The 17,297-nt window shown below is 57.7% G+C and carries 11 protein-coding genes and 8 pseudogenes; 10 read left to right on the forward strand and 9 right to left on the reverse strand.

The annotated features are described in order from the left end of the window. Positions 1-254 precede the first annotated feature (254 nt). The 4 genes and pseudogenes from AC0L14_RS25805 to AC0L14_RS25820 form a co-directional block, all read left to right on the forward strand. Entirely contained in the window at positions 255-1,946 is a 1,692-nt protein-coding gene (locus AC0L14_RS25805; RefSeq protein WP_473751163.1) for a GMC family oxidoreductase, read from the forward strand. Between the two features lie 296 nt (positions 1,947-2,242). After that, positions 2,243-3,688: an aldehyde dehydrogenase gene (locus tag AC0L14_RS25810; protein WP_473751164.1), complete on the forward strand. Its 1,446-nt coding sequence runs from the start codon at positions 2,243-2,245 to the stop codon at positions 3,686-3,688. Positions 3,689-3,749: 61 nt separating this feature from the next. Then, positions 3,750-4,120, forward strand: a pseudogene (locus tag AC0L14_RS25815) (helix-turn-helix domain-containing protein); the annotation flags it as partial. Between the two features lie 30 nt (positions 4,121-4,150). After that, positions 4,151-4,391, forward strand: a pseudogene (locus tag AC0L14_RS25820) (hypothetical protein); the annotation flags it as partial. Positions 4,392-4,864: 473 nt separating this feature from the next. Here the strand turns inward: AC0L14_RS25820 and AC0L14_RS25825 are convergent. Next, positions 4,865-5,158, reverse strand: a pseudogene (locus AC0L14_RS25825) (transposase); the annotation flags it as partial. Between the two features lie 565 nt (positions 5,159-5,723). On the opposite strand from AC0L14_RS25825, the gene AC0L14_RS25830 reads away from it, so the two are divergent. Next, complete coding sequence (locus AC0L14_RS25830) at positions 5,724-6,653, forward strand: 2-oxoglutarate and iron-dependent oxygenase domain-containing protein (RefSeq protein ID WP_473751165.1); 930 nt, start codon at positions 5,724-5,726, stop codon at positions 6,651-6,653. Between the two features lie 185 nt (positions 6,654-6,838). After that, positions 6,839-7,393 (forward strand): DUF2267 domain-containing protein, encoded by a 555-nt coding sequence (locus AC0L14_RS25835; RefSeq protein ID WP_473751166.1) that lies wholly within the window; start codon positions 6,839-6,841, stop codon positions 7,391-7,393. A 1,041-nt stretch (positions 7,394-8,434) separates the two neighbouring features. Here AC0L14_RS25835 and AC0L14_RS25840 read toward each other — a convergent pair. Further along, complete coding sequence (locus tag AC0L14_RS25840; RefSeq protein WP_473751167.1) at positions 8,435-9,580, reverse strand: M24 family metallopeptidase; 1,146 nt, start codon at positions 9,578-9,580, stop codon at positions 8,435-8,437. A 671-nt stretch (positions 9,581-10,251) separates the two neighbouring features. On the opposite strand from AC0L14_RS25840, the pseudogene AC0L14_RS25845 reads away from it, so the two are divergent. The 3 genes and pseudogenes from AC0L14_RS25845 to AC0L14_RS25855 form a co-directional block, all read left to right on the forward strand. Continuing rightward, positions 10,252-10,792: pseudogene (locus AC0L14_RS25845) on the forward strand (leucine zipper domain-containing protein); the annotation flags it as partial. Between the two features lie 280 nt (positions 10,793-11,072). Continuing rightward, positions 11,073-11,834 carry a class I SAM-dependent methyltransferase gene (locus tag AC0L14_RS25850; protein ID WP_473751168.1) on the forward strand — a complete coding sequence of 254 codons (762 nt, stop codon included), beginning with the start codon at positions 11,073-11,075 and terminating at the stop codon, positions 11,832-11,834. 353 nt (positions 11,835-12,187) lie between these two features. Then, a pseudogene (locus tag AC0L14_RS25855) lies at positions 12,188-12,376 on the forward strand (DUF6429 family protein); the annotation flags it as partial. Here AC0L14_RS25855 and AC0L14_RS25860 read toward each other — a convergent pair. Next, positions 12,342-12,647: pseudogene (locus tag AC0L14_RS25860) on the reverse strand (IS66 family transposase zinc-finger binding domain-containing protein); the annotation flags it as partial. The pseudogenes AC0L14_RS25855 and AC0L14_RS25860 sit on opposite strands and share 35 nt — an antisense overlap. 23 nt (positions 12,648-12,670) lie before the next feature. On the opposite strand from AC0L14_RS25860, the pseudogene AC0L14_RS25865 reads away from it, so the two are divergent. Beyond that, positions 12,671-12,806: pseudogene (locus AC0L14_RS25865) on the forward strand (transposase); the annotation flags it as partial. On the opposite strand, the pseudogene AC0L14_RS25870 reads toward AC0L14_RS25865, so the two are convergent. The 6 genes and pseudogenes from AC0L14_RS25870 to AC0L14_RS25895 form a co-directional block, all read right to left on the reverse strand. Further along, positions 12,765-12,985 (reverse strand): annotated as a pseudogene (locus tag AC0L14_RS25870) (transposase); the annotation flags it as partial. The pseudogenes AC0L14_RS25865 and AC0L14_RS25870 overlap by 42 nt on opposite strands. Before the next feature lie 294 nt (positions 12,986-13,279). Then, a complete protein-coding gene (ehuA, locus tag AC0L14_RS25875; RefSeq protein ID WP_473751169.1) occupies positions 13,280-14,104 on the reverse strand; it encodes an ectoine/hydroxyectoine ABC transporter ATP-binding protein EhuA in 825 nt (274 codons plus the stop codon). Next, entirely contained in the window at positions 14,104-14,772 is a 669-nt protein-coding gene (gene ehuD / locus AC0L14_RS25880; RefSeq protein ID WP_473751170.1) for an ectoine/hydroxyectoine ABC transporter permease subunit EhuD, read from the reverse strand. The genes ehuA and ehuD overlap by 1 nt, the downstream gene beginning before the upstream one ends. Positions 14,773-14,774: 2 nt before the next feature. After that, positions 14,775-15,440, reverse strand: coding sequence for an ectoine/hydroxyectoine ABC transporter permease subunit EhuC (ehuC, locus tag AC0L14_RS25885; protein ID WP_473751171.1), 666 nt, complete (start codon positions 15,438-15,440; stop codon positions 14,775-14,777). Between the two features lie 400 nt (positions 15,441-15,840). Beyond that, positions 15,841-16,683 (reverse strand): ectoine/hydroxyectoine ABC transporter substrate-binding protein EhuB, encoded by an 843-nt coding sequence (gene ehuB / locus AC0L14_RS25890; RefSeq protein WP_473751172.1) that lies wholly within the window; start codon positions 16,681-16,683, stop codon positions 15,841-15,843. Between the two features lie 27 nt (positions 16,684-16,710). Then, positions 16,711-17,268 carry a GNAT family N-acetyltransferase gene (locus AC0L14_RS25895; protein WP_473751173.1) on the reverse strand — a complete coding sequence of 186 codons (558 nt, stop codon included), beginning with the start codon at positions 17,266-17,268 and terminating at the stop codon, positions 16,711-16,713. Between the last annotated feature and the right edge of the window lie 29 nt (positions 17,269-17,297).

Genomic DNA, 17,297 nt, shown 5'->3' on the forward strand with positions numbered 1-17,297 from the left:
TTGGGGCAGCCGCAAGGGGCGGGCTTCTGAGGTACTCTTACCCGCAGGCCGGGGTGGGCTTTACTATAGAGGCGCGACGGGTAGTCCCGCCCTAGTGGCGGGGTCGCTCTATGTAACCTGCGAATATCAATTGTATTTAACGCCGCGAGAGAAACATTTGAGTTTTTTGCGGCAGGCAGATGGACGATGAAGCCGCTCCTTCATCCGCGCGACATTGCGCTCTCAGCCCTCGCCTGACTGAAAGGTATCGTACGATGTTCGACTACGTGATTGTTGGCGGTGGCTCCTCTGGTTGCGTCATGGCGAGCAGACTTTCTGCCAATGGAAGTCGCGTGCTACTCGTCGAGGCTGGTCCTGATACGCCATCGAGCGCCGTCCCTGACGACATCCTCGATAGCGATCCTACTCGCGCCTACTTCAATCCCCATTACCAGTGGTTATCCCTCAAAGCGACTTTGGTGCGAGACGGGCGAAAGGCAGTTCACTACGAACAAGCCCGGGTTATGGGCGGCGGTTCCAGCATAAATGCCCAAGTGGCCAACCGCGGTGGCGCTGGAGACTACGACGAATGGGCCTTGAACGGTGCTGCAGGCTGGAATTGGGAAGAGGTTCTGCCCTACTTCCGTCGCCTCGAAACCGATTTGGATTTCGATGGCGAATTTCACGGCAAGGATGGTCCTCTGCCGATAAGGCGTGTTCGACAATCGGAATGGTCGGGCTTCATCAAGGCGGTATCGAATGCGTATGAGGCTTCGGGTATTCATTTCAGGCCGGATTTTAACGGCGCGTTCGGCGACGGATATTCCGTTGTGCCTTTGACCAACCGGAACGGTCGTCGGGCTTCTACGGCAATGGCCTACTTAACCGACAGCGTGCGTGCGCGGCCCAATTTGAAAATTTTGCCCAGAACGTCGGTGGTACGTCTTGTTTTTTCCGGATCGGCCGTCACGGGCGTGGAGACGGAAAACGGCTCTGGCAGGCAGATCTTCCAGGGTTCCACGGTTATTCTCTGCGCTGGAGCTCTGCATTCACCAGCCATCTTGATGCGCTCCGGTATCGGGTTGGCCGAACAACTCACAAAGCTTGGCATCCCGGTGATTGCGGACGTTCCGGGTGTTGGGCAAGGCCTCCAGGAGCATCCGGGGATAGCGATCTCGGCATATCTGGAGCCGAACAATCGCATGGCACCCAATGTGAGTGGTCACATCCAGATGCATGCACGTTACTCCTCGGGTTACGATAGGTGTCCTTCGACGGACATGGCCATTTCTACCGTTGCCAAGTCGGCTTGGCATCCGCTCGGGAAACGTCTTGGCTCACTTTTCCTGTGGGTCAACCGTAGCTATTCCACAGGAACCGTGATGCTGAAGCATCGCTCTCATCTCATAGAGCCGGAGGTGGATTTCAATTGGTTGAGCGACGAGCGAGACATCGAGCGGCTGAAGGGTGGCTTTCGATTCCTTGCGCATTTGCTGAAGCAGAAGCCGCTTTCGGCGGTCGCACTCGATCCGTTCCCCTCGGCTTGGAATTGGCGTGCCAAACAGGTCAGCAAAATCAACCGCGTCAATTACGCACTGACATCAGCGCTGGCTGTGCTTATGGACACTTCTCCGCGTTTGCGCCGCCACCTCGTGAAGCATGTAATCACGAATGGTCAAACCATTTCGAATCTGCTCGACAACGAGGAGCGTCTGGATCTGTTCGTCCGCAGAAACGTGGCGGGCAGCTGGCATCCGACATCGAGTTGCCGGATGGGGGCAATTTCGGATCGTTTGGCTGTGACGGATCCGTCAGGTCGCGTCCGCGGCGTTTCGGGTGTGAGAATCGCTGACGCCTCGGTGATGCCGTTCTGCCCTCGGGCCAACACGAATATACCCACGATTATGGTGGCTGAGAAGATCGCTGACACGATTTGGAAAGGGCGTGGCACGACAGACGCAAGGTAGCTCCGAGACGATAACACGGAAGCCGTTATCCAACGCGCCGATGAGAACTCTGGTGAAGCGTGATCTACTCCAACCCGGCCCTGTGCAGCCCGTGATGGAATACCACGATGCGGTCCGTGTAAGTTTCGAACAGTGCCTCGTCGAAGCGGTGGTTGTAGCTGTAAAGTAGACAACGTGAGCCGTTGAATCGCAGCCTTGTCGCTGAGTCCAAAAAACCGCCGAAACGGCTCGCAGCATCGAGGTCAAGGCATAGCAACGCGTATGCCTCCATAGTAGCGAAAGTGGAGACAGTCGGAATGGTCGGACTCATGAATGGAGAGCACGTCGATATTTACGTGAACGGGAAGCTCCGACTGGCCCATTCGCGCACCAGGATTCCGGTCGTAAATCCTGCGGATGAGCAAGAGTTTGCGACGATACCCGACGGCGACAAGGATGACGTTGGCGCCGCAGTAGAGGCAGCGCGGGAAGCGTTCGAAAAATCCGGTTGGCCGCAGTTGCCGCCATCGACACGAGGCAACCATTTGCATAAGCTCGCCCGCGCGATCGAAAGTCGCGCGGAGCAACTCGGCGCGATTGTCACCGCGCAGATTGGCATGCCCCTTGCGACTTCCGTGCGGTCTAATGGGGTCGGCACATCCAGGTACTACGACTACTATGCGGAACTCGCTGATCAGCTCGAAGTGGAGTCCGAGCGCGTCGGACATGGGTTGCGGACGATCGTTCGGAGAGAGCCGGTGGGTGTCGCCGGACTGATCGTCCCGTGGAACGGCCCGCAGGGAGCAATTGCGTGGAAGCTGGCGCCCGCGCTGGCCGCTGGCTGTACTACGGTCATAAAGCCGTCACCGGAAGCGTCGCTGGACTCCTACCTGCTTGCCGAAGCCTTGAACGAGGCGGGCATTCCGCCAGGTGTTGTGAATATCGTCTTTGGCGGACGTGAGACGGGGTCGTTGCTGGCGTCTCATCCTGGCGTCGACAAGGTGTCATTTACCGGATCGACGCGCGTGGGGCGCCAAGTAGCGATGGCTTGTGCAGAGCGCTTCGCCCGCCTCACGCTAGAGCTTGGTGGCAAATCGGGAGCGCTGCTACTCGACGACGCCGATCTCAAAACCTTCCTTCCACTAGTGGCATCCACGTGCATACCATTCAGTGGTCAAATTTGTCACGCCCTCACTCGTGTGATTGCTCCGCGCGCACGTTACGAGGAAGTGGTAGACGGGATCACAGCCAAGATGGCCGGCCTTGTCGTGGGGCACCCGCTCGATCCCGCGACGCAGGTCGGGCCACTCGTGGCGAGGCGTCAGCGAGATCGCGTCGAGGAATTCATTGCATCTGGACGACGACAAGGTGCGCGAGTCGTGACCGGTGGGAGTCGGCCGGAGGGCTTGGTTGCGGGATACTATATTCAGCCGACAGTCTTCCGTGACGTAGACAGCGCAATGAGTATCGCTCAAGAGGAGATTTTCGGGCCGGTGGTATCTGTCATCCCGTACGACAACGAAGAGGAGGCGCTCGCGATCTGCAACGGAACGACATATGGGCTTGGGGGTGCGGTGTTTACGTCTGACCCTGAACGGGGAATGGCGATTGCGCGCCGAATTGCGGCTGGCGTTGTCGGCATCAACGGTTACACGCTCCACATAGATGCGCCCTTCGGTGGGGTCAAGCGTAGCGGTCTTGGCCGTGAACTAGGGCCAGAGGGGCTAGCGACCTTTCTTGAAACCAAATCCATTTTTATGTAAAAGTTAAAACTTTATCTGACAGATAGTGTCTTAGGCTAGGCTGAGCGAGGCTGGGCGCGGAGTGGTCAGGGCTAGCGCCCGACCTAAGATCATCCCCGCCAAGGTAGGGCTGCTGGAGCTGGCCAAACAGCTCAGCAATGTCAGCCAGGCCTGCAAGATGATGGGCTATTCGCGCGATAGCTTCTACCGCTTCAAGAAGCTTTACGAGACCGGCGGCGAACTGGCGCTGCAGGAGCTGACACGCAGGAAGCCGCTGTTGGCCAACCGCACGCCACCGGAGGTCGAGGCAATCATCCTCCAGCTGACCCTGGAATGTCCCGCCTATGGGCAGACCCGCATCGCCAACGAAATGCGCAAGGTCGGCCATTGGTCTCGCCGTCGGGCGTGAGTGGGATGGGGCAGCGTCACGATCTGGAGACGATGTGCGCCCGCTCCTCAACTGATTAAGCTGTCTTATGTCCCGAGGTCAGATTGTATGTGGAGCCTAAGGTACCGACCGTCAGCAAAGGCGATCGGACATGTCGTCGCCGCTTCGCCCAGCCATGCTCAGACGGAAGCCGTCCTGCAACGTGCCGTCGCCTCACTCGGTTGGTCTATAACACCACGTGACGGCTTTACTGGCGTCGGTCGACTGCACCGTGTGAATTACTGCAGACTACTTTATAGCGTCATAATTCAAATATTAATCTGCAATTTTCGATAGGAATCAAAAAACCTTGAATTTACGTTAGCTTAGGCAGCGCCTGCATCGCCCATGACAAGGCGACGGCCGCGGCGGCACTCGGCCTCAGGCTCTCTCACTCCCGTCCGCGACGCAACGGCATATCCGCGGCACTGTGAAAACGCTGAAACGGACTAAGGCATAGACCCATAAAGGGGATTGATCGGGATAGGGGGACGCCTCGCGACGCCGCCCACCGGGTCCCCGGAGGCGGTCGCCCGCCCCAGGTTTCCCACAGAACGTGGCGTGCGGATTTCCCGCACCGACGCTCTTCGACAGTTGGTTCACAGCACTGCAAGCGCCTGCATCTCCCGATAAGGGCCTGTTGCGCAGTTGTGAGGGAGGGCTGACGGGAATGGAATGCAGCGGGTTGTTGCTTGTCCTCGGGGATTTTGCGTCTCGTTTGAGGGTTTTGGACGGCGGTTCGGCCCGATGCGGCCGTACTGCAGGCGCACCTATCCTGTGATGGCGGCCCATCGGCGCATGTTGAAGGCGATCGCCGCCAATGTCACTTGGGCAGTCGCCTTGGCCAGCCCGACATAGCGGATCGTGGTCAGCTTCATGCGGTTCTTGAGCGTGGCGAAGGTGGTCTCGACCGCCGCCCGGCGTCTGGCGATCGGGCGGTTGTACTGTTTGAGCCGCGGCGGCAGCGCATGGTGCTTGTTGGGGCGTCGCGCGATGCGCACCTTCTTGCCCTCGCCCTTCAGCCGGGCGCGGCGGGCATGGGTGTCGTAGGCGGCGTCCGGCCAGTGCGGACAGATCCTTGAAACCCTCAAGGGGTACACCGCCCAAGCTCTGCAAATTACAGATCTACGACCTAACCCGAAAGGTCATTCTGCCCGCCACCGAAACCCTCTGGCCCTGCTGCCGAAATGGCTCGACAACTACGACAAAATCCAACCGCACTCCGGCTTCCGCTTTGTCTCACCACGCGAGTTGAGGGCGAAAGCCGCTGGTGCCTCGTGCAACCCCCTGCCTGTCTAAAACGGGGGGACCCCCTCAGCTAATCCTTTATTGGAGAGTTACTCCCACTAATTCCTTGAGATTGGCCGAATCCGAACCTTACCTTCTGCAATATTAAACCACACATTGCAAAAATTCAATAATCTTATCACATTATATTAACAAGTTGTGTATTGCCGTAAGAACTCACTAGATCTATACATGGAGTACATCTTTTGAGTGGCGTCGACTGCAGGGGCATCACTGCGCCGATACACTGTCGAGGCGACGCCAAATCCATCGGACGAAGGATGCGGGCCCGAGGTTTTTCAAGCAGCCCCATAAGGCAAAAGCACCAATGAAGGAGCGAATATGACCATATTACCGGAAATCTCACTGGCAAGACTGACGTCCGATGCAACGCGGAGTGATGAGCGACGGCGCCTGCAAATGGCCTGCCAAGAGTACGGGTTCTTCTACCTTGCTGAGCACGGCATCCCGAAGGAACAGATCGCACAAGCCATCGAGGCTTCCCGGCGGTTCTTCGCCTTGCCTCAGTCGATCAAGGAACGCTACGGTCACGCCTCTCAAGCCGTGTACCCCGCTGTCGCCCGTGGATACAGTCCGTTGCACGGCGAAATACTACATCCCGACGCCCACACTGATCCAAAGGAATTGTTTGGCCTCGGAATCGAGAACGAAGGGGACCGGCGTCCGTTTGCCGGAATCACGCGTTTTCCTGACGACACATTGGCTCCAGGTTTCGCGCGAAGCCTGCTCGTTTTGCAGGCTACCGTGCTCAACCAGGTTGTTCCGCAGATCGGGACCGCGCTCGCAGACCTGATCGAAATGGAACACGGTTGGTTCGAACGCCATTTCAGCCCGCCGACGCTCATGCAACGCGTGATCCGATATCCAGCTCGTGGCGGCACGTGCGGCAAGCACACCGACGGTGGCTTCTTCACGCTTCTGCTGCAGGAAGAGCTCCCCACGCGATCGTTGCAGGTCTGGTTCCACGGGCGCTGGGTGCCAGCGCCGAGCCTGCCCAATAGTCTCGTAGTCAATTTGGGGGACATGTTTCAAGTCTTGAGTGACGACCGCTTTAAGAGTACGCCGCATCAGGTCGCGCACAGTGGTCTGAGTGACCGAATTTCGCTTCCCTTCTTTATCTATCCCGATATCGACGCTCGCCTGACCTCGCGGCAAGAGCAGCATGCCTTCAGTGTCGCGGAAATGATGCTGCGCAACATGGAGTCAGTCGAAAACGGCAATGGCGCCGGACGCGCGAGAGAGTTGCAGTAAATATCGATCTTCTGAAGGCAGGCAATTTATGCCGACGACACGGCGCACCTCAGCGCGTGCTGCTGGGAAAACTCTCCGAGAGATAAATTCGTAGGCGGTCGCGCTAAAGCGCGGCGGCCTGCAACGCGCCTGGGTATCGCCTAAATGTGGCTGCACGACCTTCAAAGACAGGAGAAATGTCTCCAATGTACCTGAGCCATGATCTCAACAACGCATTGCAGTCGACCAACAATTGGATAAGCGATCTAATGTGGAGGCTTCGCTGGCATGATCGCGAACGGGTCTACGAAGCCCTAACTGCGACGCTGCACGCCCTGCGCGACTCCCTGGATAGCGACGAGGCCGTTTACGTAGGTGCTCAATTGCCAGCCTTGCTGCGCGGCTTTTACTACGAGGGCTGGCATCCCAGTCGCCGCGCCATAGCCAGGAACCGGAATTCGTTTCTCGATCGGATTCACTACGGCGTCCATCACGACCCGGCGGTGGATCCGGCAGAGGTTGCCCGCTCGGTCACAGCCCAATTGGCGGACCATTTGTCTGCAGCAGAGATTGAAGAGGCCAAGGCCGCTACTCCAAGAGTGCTGCATGACCTTTGGCCAGCCTCCGACAGACGTTTTGAAACCACCGCTGGGAGGAGAAGAGGAAGGCTGCCCCAGCGCTTGCATCAGACTCGCGGCGTCCAGCAGCAAGGTGGGAAGGGCGGGGAGTCTCGGCTCGCCTCCCGGAACGTTGGAATTTGAGCAGCCTTTAGCGTGTAAGCTTCAGAAAATACGGCGCTTAAAAGTTGGATGCGGATTGCCCGGCGAGGCGGAATAAAGAAGACCAAAGCTGGACTGATGCACGGCTTGCAATCCGAAGCTGGCGAAACCCGGGGCCCGGCTTCACTACTACTTGGAATAGCAGTCGCGTACTCTCAGCCCGCGCCGCGTAACGCAAAAGTTCGGCGTCAGCACGCCGCGATCGCGGATGAGCCTCTTAGCTAACCTTGTCGAGCGCCAGCCCATGCCCGAGAGGGCTCGACCCCACTTTAAGGAGCCGCCGGCGTTCTCGAGCATGGCCGAGAGGTGGCTAGAACGGCACTCGCCCCTTATTCAGTGCGTCAGGTTGAACACCCTCCGGAGGGGCTTCAGCAATACGAGAGTCTCTCATGCAGAACCCGCGGTGCCTAGGGGATTCATGCTTGGGGATGTGCCAGCGCCTGTCGCGAACTTCCGCGTAGGACGTCGTGGCATGTCGTGGAAGGGCTTCCGCCGGCTCCCAGAGCCTGGAGCGTTGATACCCACGGGATTGGTGTGCGTGACGACCGGTGCTTCGGCATGGGCTGTGAGCGATCGATCCGCCCGAGCTTGTTCAGCCGCCTCATGCCTGCGTCCCCCTGCTGAACTTGACTGAAAGGATCGTGTGATTCACGGTATTGCGTTCAACGACTAGCGACTGCGGCAGCCATCACATGCTGCCAAAAATTTTCCCTCACGAAGACATGACGGTACCAGCGTTCGAAATCGGGATTATTATGGGCCGGACGACTGACCGGCGCGTCCGGGGCATCGCGGTCACTCCTATTATTGCAGTCAGGCAAACGGTCCAATGCCGGCTTAGTCGATGGTGCGTCCAGCCCGGAAGCGGTCGAGCCCCTAGGCGGCGATGAGCGGATGAGGTGCGCCTGTGACGATAGCCTGCCAGGCCGGCCTGGTGCTTTGACGAGCGTGTGGTTAACCTGCCGCGGCGGGCCAAGACACGGCTCCGCCGACCGGTCGAAATATTGATCGTTTCGTTTTTTGTCAGATCTCAAAAATTTCTCTCGGCGTGTTCGTTAGAAAAACGGCCCCGGCCTCTTCGACAACAACGGAGTCAGAAAGAAAATGGTCATTCTGCCCGTCGGTCACCCAGCTCAACAAATGAAATACCATGGATTCGCGGATTTCCATGAAGCTCGTCTCATGCAGGCTCTGTACGCCAGGGCCGCCGGTCCAGGTCGGTGGGAAAGATAGGCCGACCATATATCCACAATGAGGAGCTCTAGGGCTAGCAGTCGCAGGGTCAAGGCATGCCTTCCAAGCGCAATAGACATCCCGAGCAAGACATCCGGGCTTAATAGCCGCCAAGGCGGTCAGATGCGCTCGGTGGCTCACTTCGCTTAATCGCTTGGCTGCCGGAGATGCGGATCCGATGTACCCGTACCTGGCCATTGGCGCATGATACCGATTTACACAGCCCGACAATTCCAAAAGAAGCGGTGCACCGTTTTTGAGGCGCTGGTCAGTCCAGGTAGTATGTGGCTCGGATATCCTATCACCCGATCGGAGAAATGGCGGAAAACCGGGACATTGTCCTCCCGCTGCGATCATCGCACCGTATATCTTTGCGGCGACGGTGCTTTCGACCACCCCCTCACCGGCTTCACGCATCCCGGTGGAAATCATGAGATCTGATATCTCCGCAGCGCGCTTTATCTGCTCTATTTCGAAGGACGATTTTACTTCCCGCAAGCTCTCGACTATACCCGATGCATCAATGATATCAGCTTCGGGAAGATACGATTGCAGAGGGGCATCAATCTTAGCCATAGCAGTGCTGTTTCGCTGAAGCCCAACGCGCGCGCCATACCCGGCTAGTGCGACAATTCTAGCTGTTATCAGTGCGGCAACATCTTCAGTGTCAGTGTATCCAGCGAATTCAACACCTGTAGTTTGCCGAGAAACCGTAGGAAGCTCTATATAGCGTGCGAATAGAATTGACCCCGCATCGCGCGATACCAGCAGAGCATGAAGGGCAAAATAGCCCTCATAATCAAGACCCGTCATATAACAGATATTCTCCGGGCTAGTAAATACGGCTACGTCAATGTTGCGGTCACGACAAGCCTGCTTGACCGCTTTTAGCCGGCGCTTATGCTCAAAACTTGGTGACTTGGCGCGTTGATCCATTCTGAATTCCCCCGAAAAGTCATAAGCCGGATGATGCAAACCAGCACTATCACCGCTTCCACAAAGGATGCAGGCAACCATCTTGGCAAGCTTCCAGCATAGTCTTCTGCTCCGATGATCGGTCGAGCTTCCGAAACGTTCGCTACCTCCCGAGCAACCCTCCGTGCGACTTTCGTCTGTTCGGTGATTGAACCTGACAGGGCTACCGCTTTTGAACGCTAGCCCCAGCTTGGCATCGGGCATCTGCGACGCCTTCACCCGATCGCCAGCCCTCAGAACGCGCCGGACGTTTCACTGGTGCACAAAGGTGCTGGCTACAAAGCTGCGGCTCTGGGCGCCGAGTGTCGGAGGCCGGCATCGCCAAAGCTCTATCACATTGCCCGCAGCGCCCAACATTATCTTTGGGTTAAGTGTGCGTTACCCAAGCTTTCTAATAGCTTCATATTCGAAATCGTAGTTTCGGTCGGGAAGCATTTTCATGATTTCTTTCCACGAAGCACGTCGATAATGGCGCGCGGCTCCCATGCTATCCCTTGCCCCAGCGGATGATCTGGTTCGAGCGGCGACGAAGCCGCCACCTGCCCTACGTGTGAGCTTTCGGGAGGTTGTCCATTCGGACCGGACCGAGGAGACTGGAGTTACCAGGCTTCAGCATCCATCGGAGGGTCCGAATGAACATCCACAAGAATGCCCGTCTCACGCCGCTGCGTCGAGAGGAGATGGCGCTTTCGGTGATAGAAGGCGCTTTTTCCAAGGTCCATGCGGCGCGCGTCTACGGCGTGTCGGCCAAGATCGTGGCGCGCTGGGTGGAGCGCTATAAGGCCGAAGGGCGGGCCGGCATGATCGACCGTTCCTCGCGGCCCGCCCATATGCCGCAGGCCACGGCTGCGTCGATCGCCGAGCGCATCGTGGGCGCGGCGGCGGCAGCGTTGGACCGGCGGCCACATCGCCCATGAGGTCGGCGTCTCGCCCGCCACCGTCAGCCGGGTTCTCAAGCGTGCTGGACTGTCGCGGCTGAGCGATATCGAACCGGCTGAACCGGTCCGGCGCTACGAGCGCGAGCATCCCGGCGAGATGATCCATATCGATATCAAGAAGCTCGGCCGCTTCGGTCAAGTCGGCCATCGCATCACCGGCGATTCACAAAAGGGCAAGTCCCGCGGCGCCGGCTGGGAGTTCGTCCATGTCTGCATCGACGATGCTTCCCAGATTTTCGCCTTGATGGTCAGCGCCGCGAATGCGTTTCCTTCGAAGACTCGGCCTTCACCTTCTCCTCCATCTGCTATTCCTGGGTCCAGCGCTTGCCAGAGCGATCCGGCGGATGCGCGCGCCCAACACGACGCCAAGCGCTTCGCTTCGGCGGACGAGAGAGATATTTAACATACTGGTGGAAATATTCACAAATGTTTTCTTCCAATGCCATCCGAATAGTGCAAGAATCAACTGGGGCACCAAAATCCTCAGAACTTGGCTGCAAAGTGGGATAAAGTAGATGATGCGCAAAACCAATGGTCCGGTATCGCTGTCAGACCTTCAGATATACTTCGATGAGGATTACATTCACTTTGGCGATATTGTTAATCCGCCCCATGTAAGTGACAGACAATCTGAACTAATTTGGGGGATTCTTTCGCTTAAAAAAGAACTCCCAGTTCTCGAACTTGGATGCGGGTATGGGCGGATTACTAACCGGTTGGCGGAAAAAGGAGCGCAGGTTGCGGGAATTGATATCTCTCCGATCTTGCTGAAAGAAGCCGAGGCAGATGCGGCTAAACGCGGAGTCAACGTTGAATATGTTCTAGGCGACATGCGTTCGCTGCCCTGGCGAGATCGGTTCGACGCGGCATTTCTATGGTACACGACGTTTGGATACTTCGACGACGCGGACAACGAGAGAGTTCTTCGCGAAGCCGCTTCCGCACTCAGAAAGGGCGGCCGCCTGCTAATCGACTACCCCAATCGAGTCGATTTCCTGCGCCATAAGTCGCCTATCTGTTACGTTGCTGAGAGTAGCGATGATGTAAGAATCGATATATTTAGCAATGATGTTTTGAGCGATCGCTCGAACCTTGAAAGGATTGTCGTCCGGGATGGATGCGTTAGACGAACGCATCTTTCTTTTAGACAATATGGGTTTTCTGAATATGTTCGTATGTTGCGAAGCGCGGGATTTGAGACCGTTGAAGCTTATGGGCAGGAAGGTGAAGCGTTTACATATAACAGCGCTCGCCTCTTGGTTGTCGCATACAAATAGATACCTTAGTTTATTACAAAGTTTTATAAACTCATTAACGACATAGCGAAAAAGGCGGATCAAGCTCCATGACGGAGCGATGAGGTCATGCCCCATCAGGTGGAGCTCGTCGGTTATGAAGCCGCTCGCGGGCGCGCCCTTAGTACCGCCGTATCGAGTGAACGGCGTGTCGGTGGTCATCGGTGCTTTCCGGTAGGGCTTGGTTGTTGACGCCAACCCTTTTCGGAAGGACCACCGATGCCCGACGACACAATGAAGCTGCGCACGCTTGTGGAGAAGAGTCTCCTACGGGAGATGATCGGTATCCATCCGGTCTGGGCCGCGGCGGGTGCGGCCTGTGTTAAGCTGCAGCGATGGAGATCGACACCGACAAGATCGATGATGCGGTCCTGGCACTGCTTTGGCTGACCCTGCACAATAAACGGTAGGCCTGGAAGGGCTTTGACTGGGACGTGGCGGATCGACTTCACCAGAAGGGATTGATCGCCGACCCGGTCAATAAGGCATCTCGAACAGGATCATCGCCAAAAGGTTCGGCCCGGCAAAGCCGCGCGGCGTCACATGGAAGGGCGCCAGCGGCTGCGAGATCTCCTCGCATTCGCGGCAAGAGAACTTCTCGCGCACGGTCTGGATCACCTTCCACTGGCGCGGGATCACCTCCAGCGTCTCGGTGACGTCCTCGCCAAACTTGGCCAGCTTGCCCGAGCCGCAACACGGGCAGTTCGCCGGCGCGGCGATGACCACGCGCTCACGCGGCAGATGTTCGGGGAAAGGCTTGCGCGACGGTCGCTTGCGCTCGAACGCCCTGACCGTCGAGGAGCGTGCCGTCAGTTCCGGTCTCGGTCGCCGTCATCATAGCCGTCGCGTCAATGCGGACGGCCAGCGCGAGTTACTGGGCATGAGATTGGCACGTTAGAGGCCAAGCCGATTTGGAAGGAGTTCTTGCGCAAGCTGACGCGCGGCCTGCGCGGCGTTTCCTGGCTAAAGTGGTGGCGACGAAACCGGAGACGGCGCGGCGACCGCTATTTCCGGCATGCGCCAGCACGTTCCTCATGAAGTGGACGGGGCACCGCTGCCGGTGGCGCTGGGCACATTGGTCGCGGCGCCTTGAGGCCGACGTGCGCGTCCAAGACGACGAGCTTTACGCCACGCGGGGGGCGGCAGTTTCTGCCGACGCTTGTTCGTTGCCATCGATCGGACGTCCAAGTTCGCTTATGCGCAACTGCCGGGGACGGCGGACAAGATGACAGTTGCCTAGCTCGTACGGGATCTGATCGCAGCCTTGCCTTAGTGTTAGTTGGGGTATTCGGCTTGAGCCCTGTCCTCGACTGCAATGGTTAGGGATGCAGCCTCCCTTTCCTGATGCTTGTGAAGCGACACAGACACTATCATCAGCTCGATGGCTGCATTCCCTGATGTCGCATCTCGCCCGACGCTCAAGTTCCCTATACCGCCTCCTTCACGGCTCTTAGGAACTGCTGGGTGCGCTTGCGCTGCGGATTGCCGAACAGCTGCTCCGGCGGGCCCTGCTCCTCGATCCTGCCGCCGAAGAAGAAGCAGACCCTATCGGCGATGTCGCGGGCGAAGCCCATTTGATGCGTGACCATCAGTATGGTCAGCCTGTAATCGGACACAAGCTTGCGAATGACGTTTGTCAGTTCGACGATGACCTCAGGATCCAGCGCCGAGGTGACCTCGTCGAAGAGCATGACCTTGGGCCTCATCGCAAGCGCTCGAGCTATCGCCACGCGCTGCTGCTGCCCACCGGACAGGCACGAAGGATGCTGGTTGCGCTTGTCGCCCATGCCGACCATCTCTAGCAGTTCCTCCGAGCGCTCACGCGCCTGCTTGCGCGGAATGCCCAACACATGTACGGGCCCTTCCATGCAGTTTTCCAGCGCCGTCATATGCGGGAACAGGTTGAAATGCTGGAAGCACATGCCGATCTTCGAGCGCATTGATCTTAGATACTTCTGGCTGGCGGGCACCAACTTGCCGTCCTTCTCCATGTGGGTGAGCGGCTTGCCGTCGACATAGATGACGCCGTCATTAATGCTTTCCAGTGTCATCAGTGTGCGCAGCACCGTGGTCTTGCCCGAACCTGACGGGCCGACGATCGTGACCATCTCGCCCTCTGCGACATCGAGATCGAGGTGTTTGAGAACAATCAAAGATCCGTAACGCTTTGCGACCTTCTGGAAGCGCACCATCGGCACACCCGCGCCGGTAAGCTCTAGCGGGTATCGGGAAAGGTCTTCTGTTTCGTCCATCAGTTCATCCCGGGTTTGCCGCGAACCCACCCATCGAAGCTGCGAAGCACCGCGGCCGACGGCAATGATATCAAAAGGAAGATGATTCCGACCATCGTGTAGGGTTCAAGGTAGCGATAATTTTCCGAGCCAATTGAGTTTGCAGTTTGCATCAATTCCGCCACGCCGATGACCGACAGCACGGGCGTGTCCTTAAGGATACCTAACAGATAATTCCCCATGCCGGCCACGGAAGGCGGCAGCGCCTGGGGAATGATGATGCGGAAATAAGTACGCGCCGTCGACAGATTGAGGGAGGTCGCAGCCTCCCACTGTCCCTTTGGCACGTTTTCTAGACCCCCGCGGTACAACTCCGAAAGGTAAGCTGCATAGTGCAGCCCGATGGCTATCATCCCCGCCATCCACGGCGAAAGGACAACGCCAAACTCAGGCCCGACGTAGAACACGAAGAATATCTGCAGCACCAGCGGCGTGGAGCGGATGAACTCGACCGCCTCGCGCACGGTCATTGTCAATGTCCTGGACGGAGTGCGTTGCGCCAGGGCGAACGCGAGCCCCAGGAACATCGCGATGATGTAACCGATGGCGGCGGCCAAAAGCGTATTTCCGGTCGCCGCCAGCAGGCGGGGGAGAATCGCCCAAGCGAAATCCCAGTCCCAACCGAGCATCGCTACACCCTTCCCGACTTGCGTTCCATAAAGCGTTCAAGCCAGCGCATGAAGGGCGTGATGATGAAACGGGCCATGACATAGTAGATAATTAGTGCCGTCCCGAAAGCCTTCGCGGACAGTAAAGTCGTGGCATTTATCTGCTTGGCTTGGGACGTTAAGTCGGCGACCGATATCAATGAAACCAGGGCGGTTGCCTTAAGAAGCTCAATCAGCAAATTGCCCCATTGCGGCAGCATGATGACGAGAGCTTGGGGAAGAATGATGCGTCGCATACGACTCAGCGGCGACATGTTGATCGCCAAGGCTGCCTCCCATTGTCCTCTGGGCACTGAGAGGATTGCGCCACGAACTAACTCCGCCCCGTAGGCTCCAAGGTTCATACCGACGCCGATAAAACCCGCTATAAACTTGTCCAGCGAGAGCCCGAACAGTGGCAGGACGAAAAAAATCCAGTAAAGCTGCACGAGCAGCGAAGTGCCGCGGAAAAACTCGATGTAAACGGTGGCGATCCAGCGAGTGGGACCGGCCGGCGCGAGCCGCATCAGGCCCGCGGTGAGAGCCAGTACGATCGCCAGCGCGATCGACACAGCGGCCAGCATGGCCGTAATCAGCGTGCCGCTTAACAGCAGGTTCCCATGCGTGAAAAGGAATTTGAAATAGGACATCGGCTCGCTAAAGGATCAACGGACAATCGGACATCGGCAGCGGAGGCCGCACTGAGCCGCTGGGGACATCCCTTCTCTAATTGCACTATCCGGCGGCCCGAAGTGCCAACCCGCTTCAGTGATCGCCATGCCGGTATGGCGCTGTAGAATCGTGAACTCGACCGGGTCTACGGCCAGGCTGGCCCCGCTGGCGCTACCCGCCCGCCTTGCGGCCTTGGTGTATGGGCAGCCGTCCATTTGATGTCATGGCAGCTCTTGGTCCCGGAACCTACTGTTCCCGACGTGCTCCTTTGATCTCAATGCCTCGGGGAATGCCGCTGAGCGGTGGTGTACAACGATGAACAACGTCGCCCTAGTCGGGAGCAAGAGTGGCCTGGAAGGGCCCACCACGATTCCGTCACTAGCGATTGGAGCAAATCCACCTGGTTGTCGTGGCACCTGGAAGGCTGGCAGCTACGATTCCATATTGTTTGACAGAGTTCATCATCTCGTCAGAGCCGACGTACTGGTTCAGAGCCTCGTTGAATTTGGCCAGAAAGTCGGCATCTTCGGAGCGGAAACCAAGACCGACCCAATTATAGGTCCACTCCGGCAGAGCGGCAGGATCGGTGGCTTGGATTTCGCCATCTGACTGATCTGCCATGAGTTTCGCTTCCAAGTACGTCATGCTTCCAGCATCGCCACGTCCTGCTTTAATTGCCGCGATCACCTCCGAAGGCCCGGGAACAACCATAATTTTGTTCTCCGTAATTCCTTCTTCTTTGGCGACTGCAATCGTGCTGGATCCAGCATATGTCACAAACACCGCTCCTTTGTCGGCGATATCCTTGTAGGTATTGATGTGTTTCGGATTGCCGACGCTCACTATGAAGCCATCGCCGAGCTTCGCAATAGGCTCGGAAAAAGTGACATTCTTGCACCGAGCACCCAAGATATACATTCCTCCCGTGATAATGTCATAGCGGCTTGCCTGAAGGCCAGGGATTAGACCTCCCCAGTCGATGACGTTTGTCTCCACGTTTGTGGAGCCCATCTGCTTTAGGACACCGAGAGCAATCTCGTTTGCAAATCCCTTTGGATGACCCTGATCGTCAGCATATGCAAAGGGCAGGACATTGGCGAACCCTATCCTGATTGATTTCCCTGCCTTGACACGATCGGTTAATGGATCGGCATCGGCACTCCACGAACCCACCAAGAGTCCGAGAATTGCCACCAACGTGTTGAGTTTCAACTTACCCATTGTTTTACCCTTTATGGTGACGCTTTTCTATTGTTGGCGACGGGAGCGACCTATTGGCACCGCAAGTCCCGGGCGGGGCTCGCGAGCCCTTTCGGAGCCCTTTGCACCCAGCGCATCCCATTCTGGCCTCAGTAGCGACAGCACCAGCTCATCGCGATGCTCGCCGCGGAAGAAGGCGCTGCTGCGCGCCACGCCTTCGGCAACAAAGCCGACGCCCTCGTAGCTGCGCCGCGCCCTGAGATTATCGGGGAAACAGCAAATCCAGAGCCTGTGGGCGTCGGTTTGCGTGAAGGTCGCATCTACTACCGCGCGCAACATTGCAGTGCCGAATCCCCTGCCCGGCTCGGCAACAGCGACGCGCTCTATGAGGGTCGCGTGCTCGGGCGAAGCCCAGTCGCGTAGGATGGCGAAGCCGAGCGGCATTCCGTCATCCTCGGCCACAAAGTAGGCATAACGCGAATCGGCGAGAGCCGCCATATGCCGGGCTTCCTCCCAGCGGCCGACTAGCGCTTCGTATCCTTCCAGCCGCTCCGTGCGCATGATGAACGGGATATCGGCGGCGGCCCGCCTCAAGGTCACGTTCATTGGACAATCCTGTCGATGGATGCTTCGCA

Source organism: Mesorhizobium sp. WSM4841 (assembly GCF_055811515.1).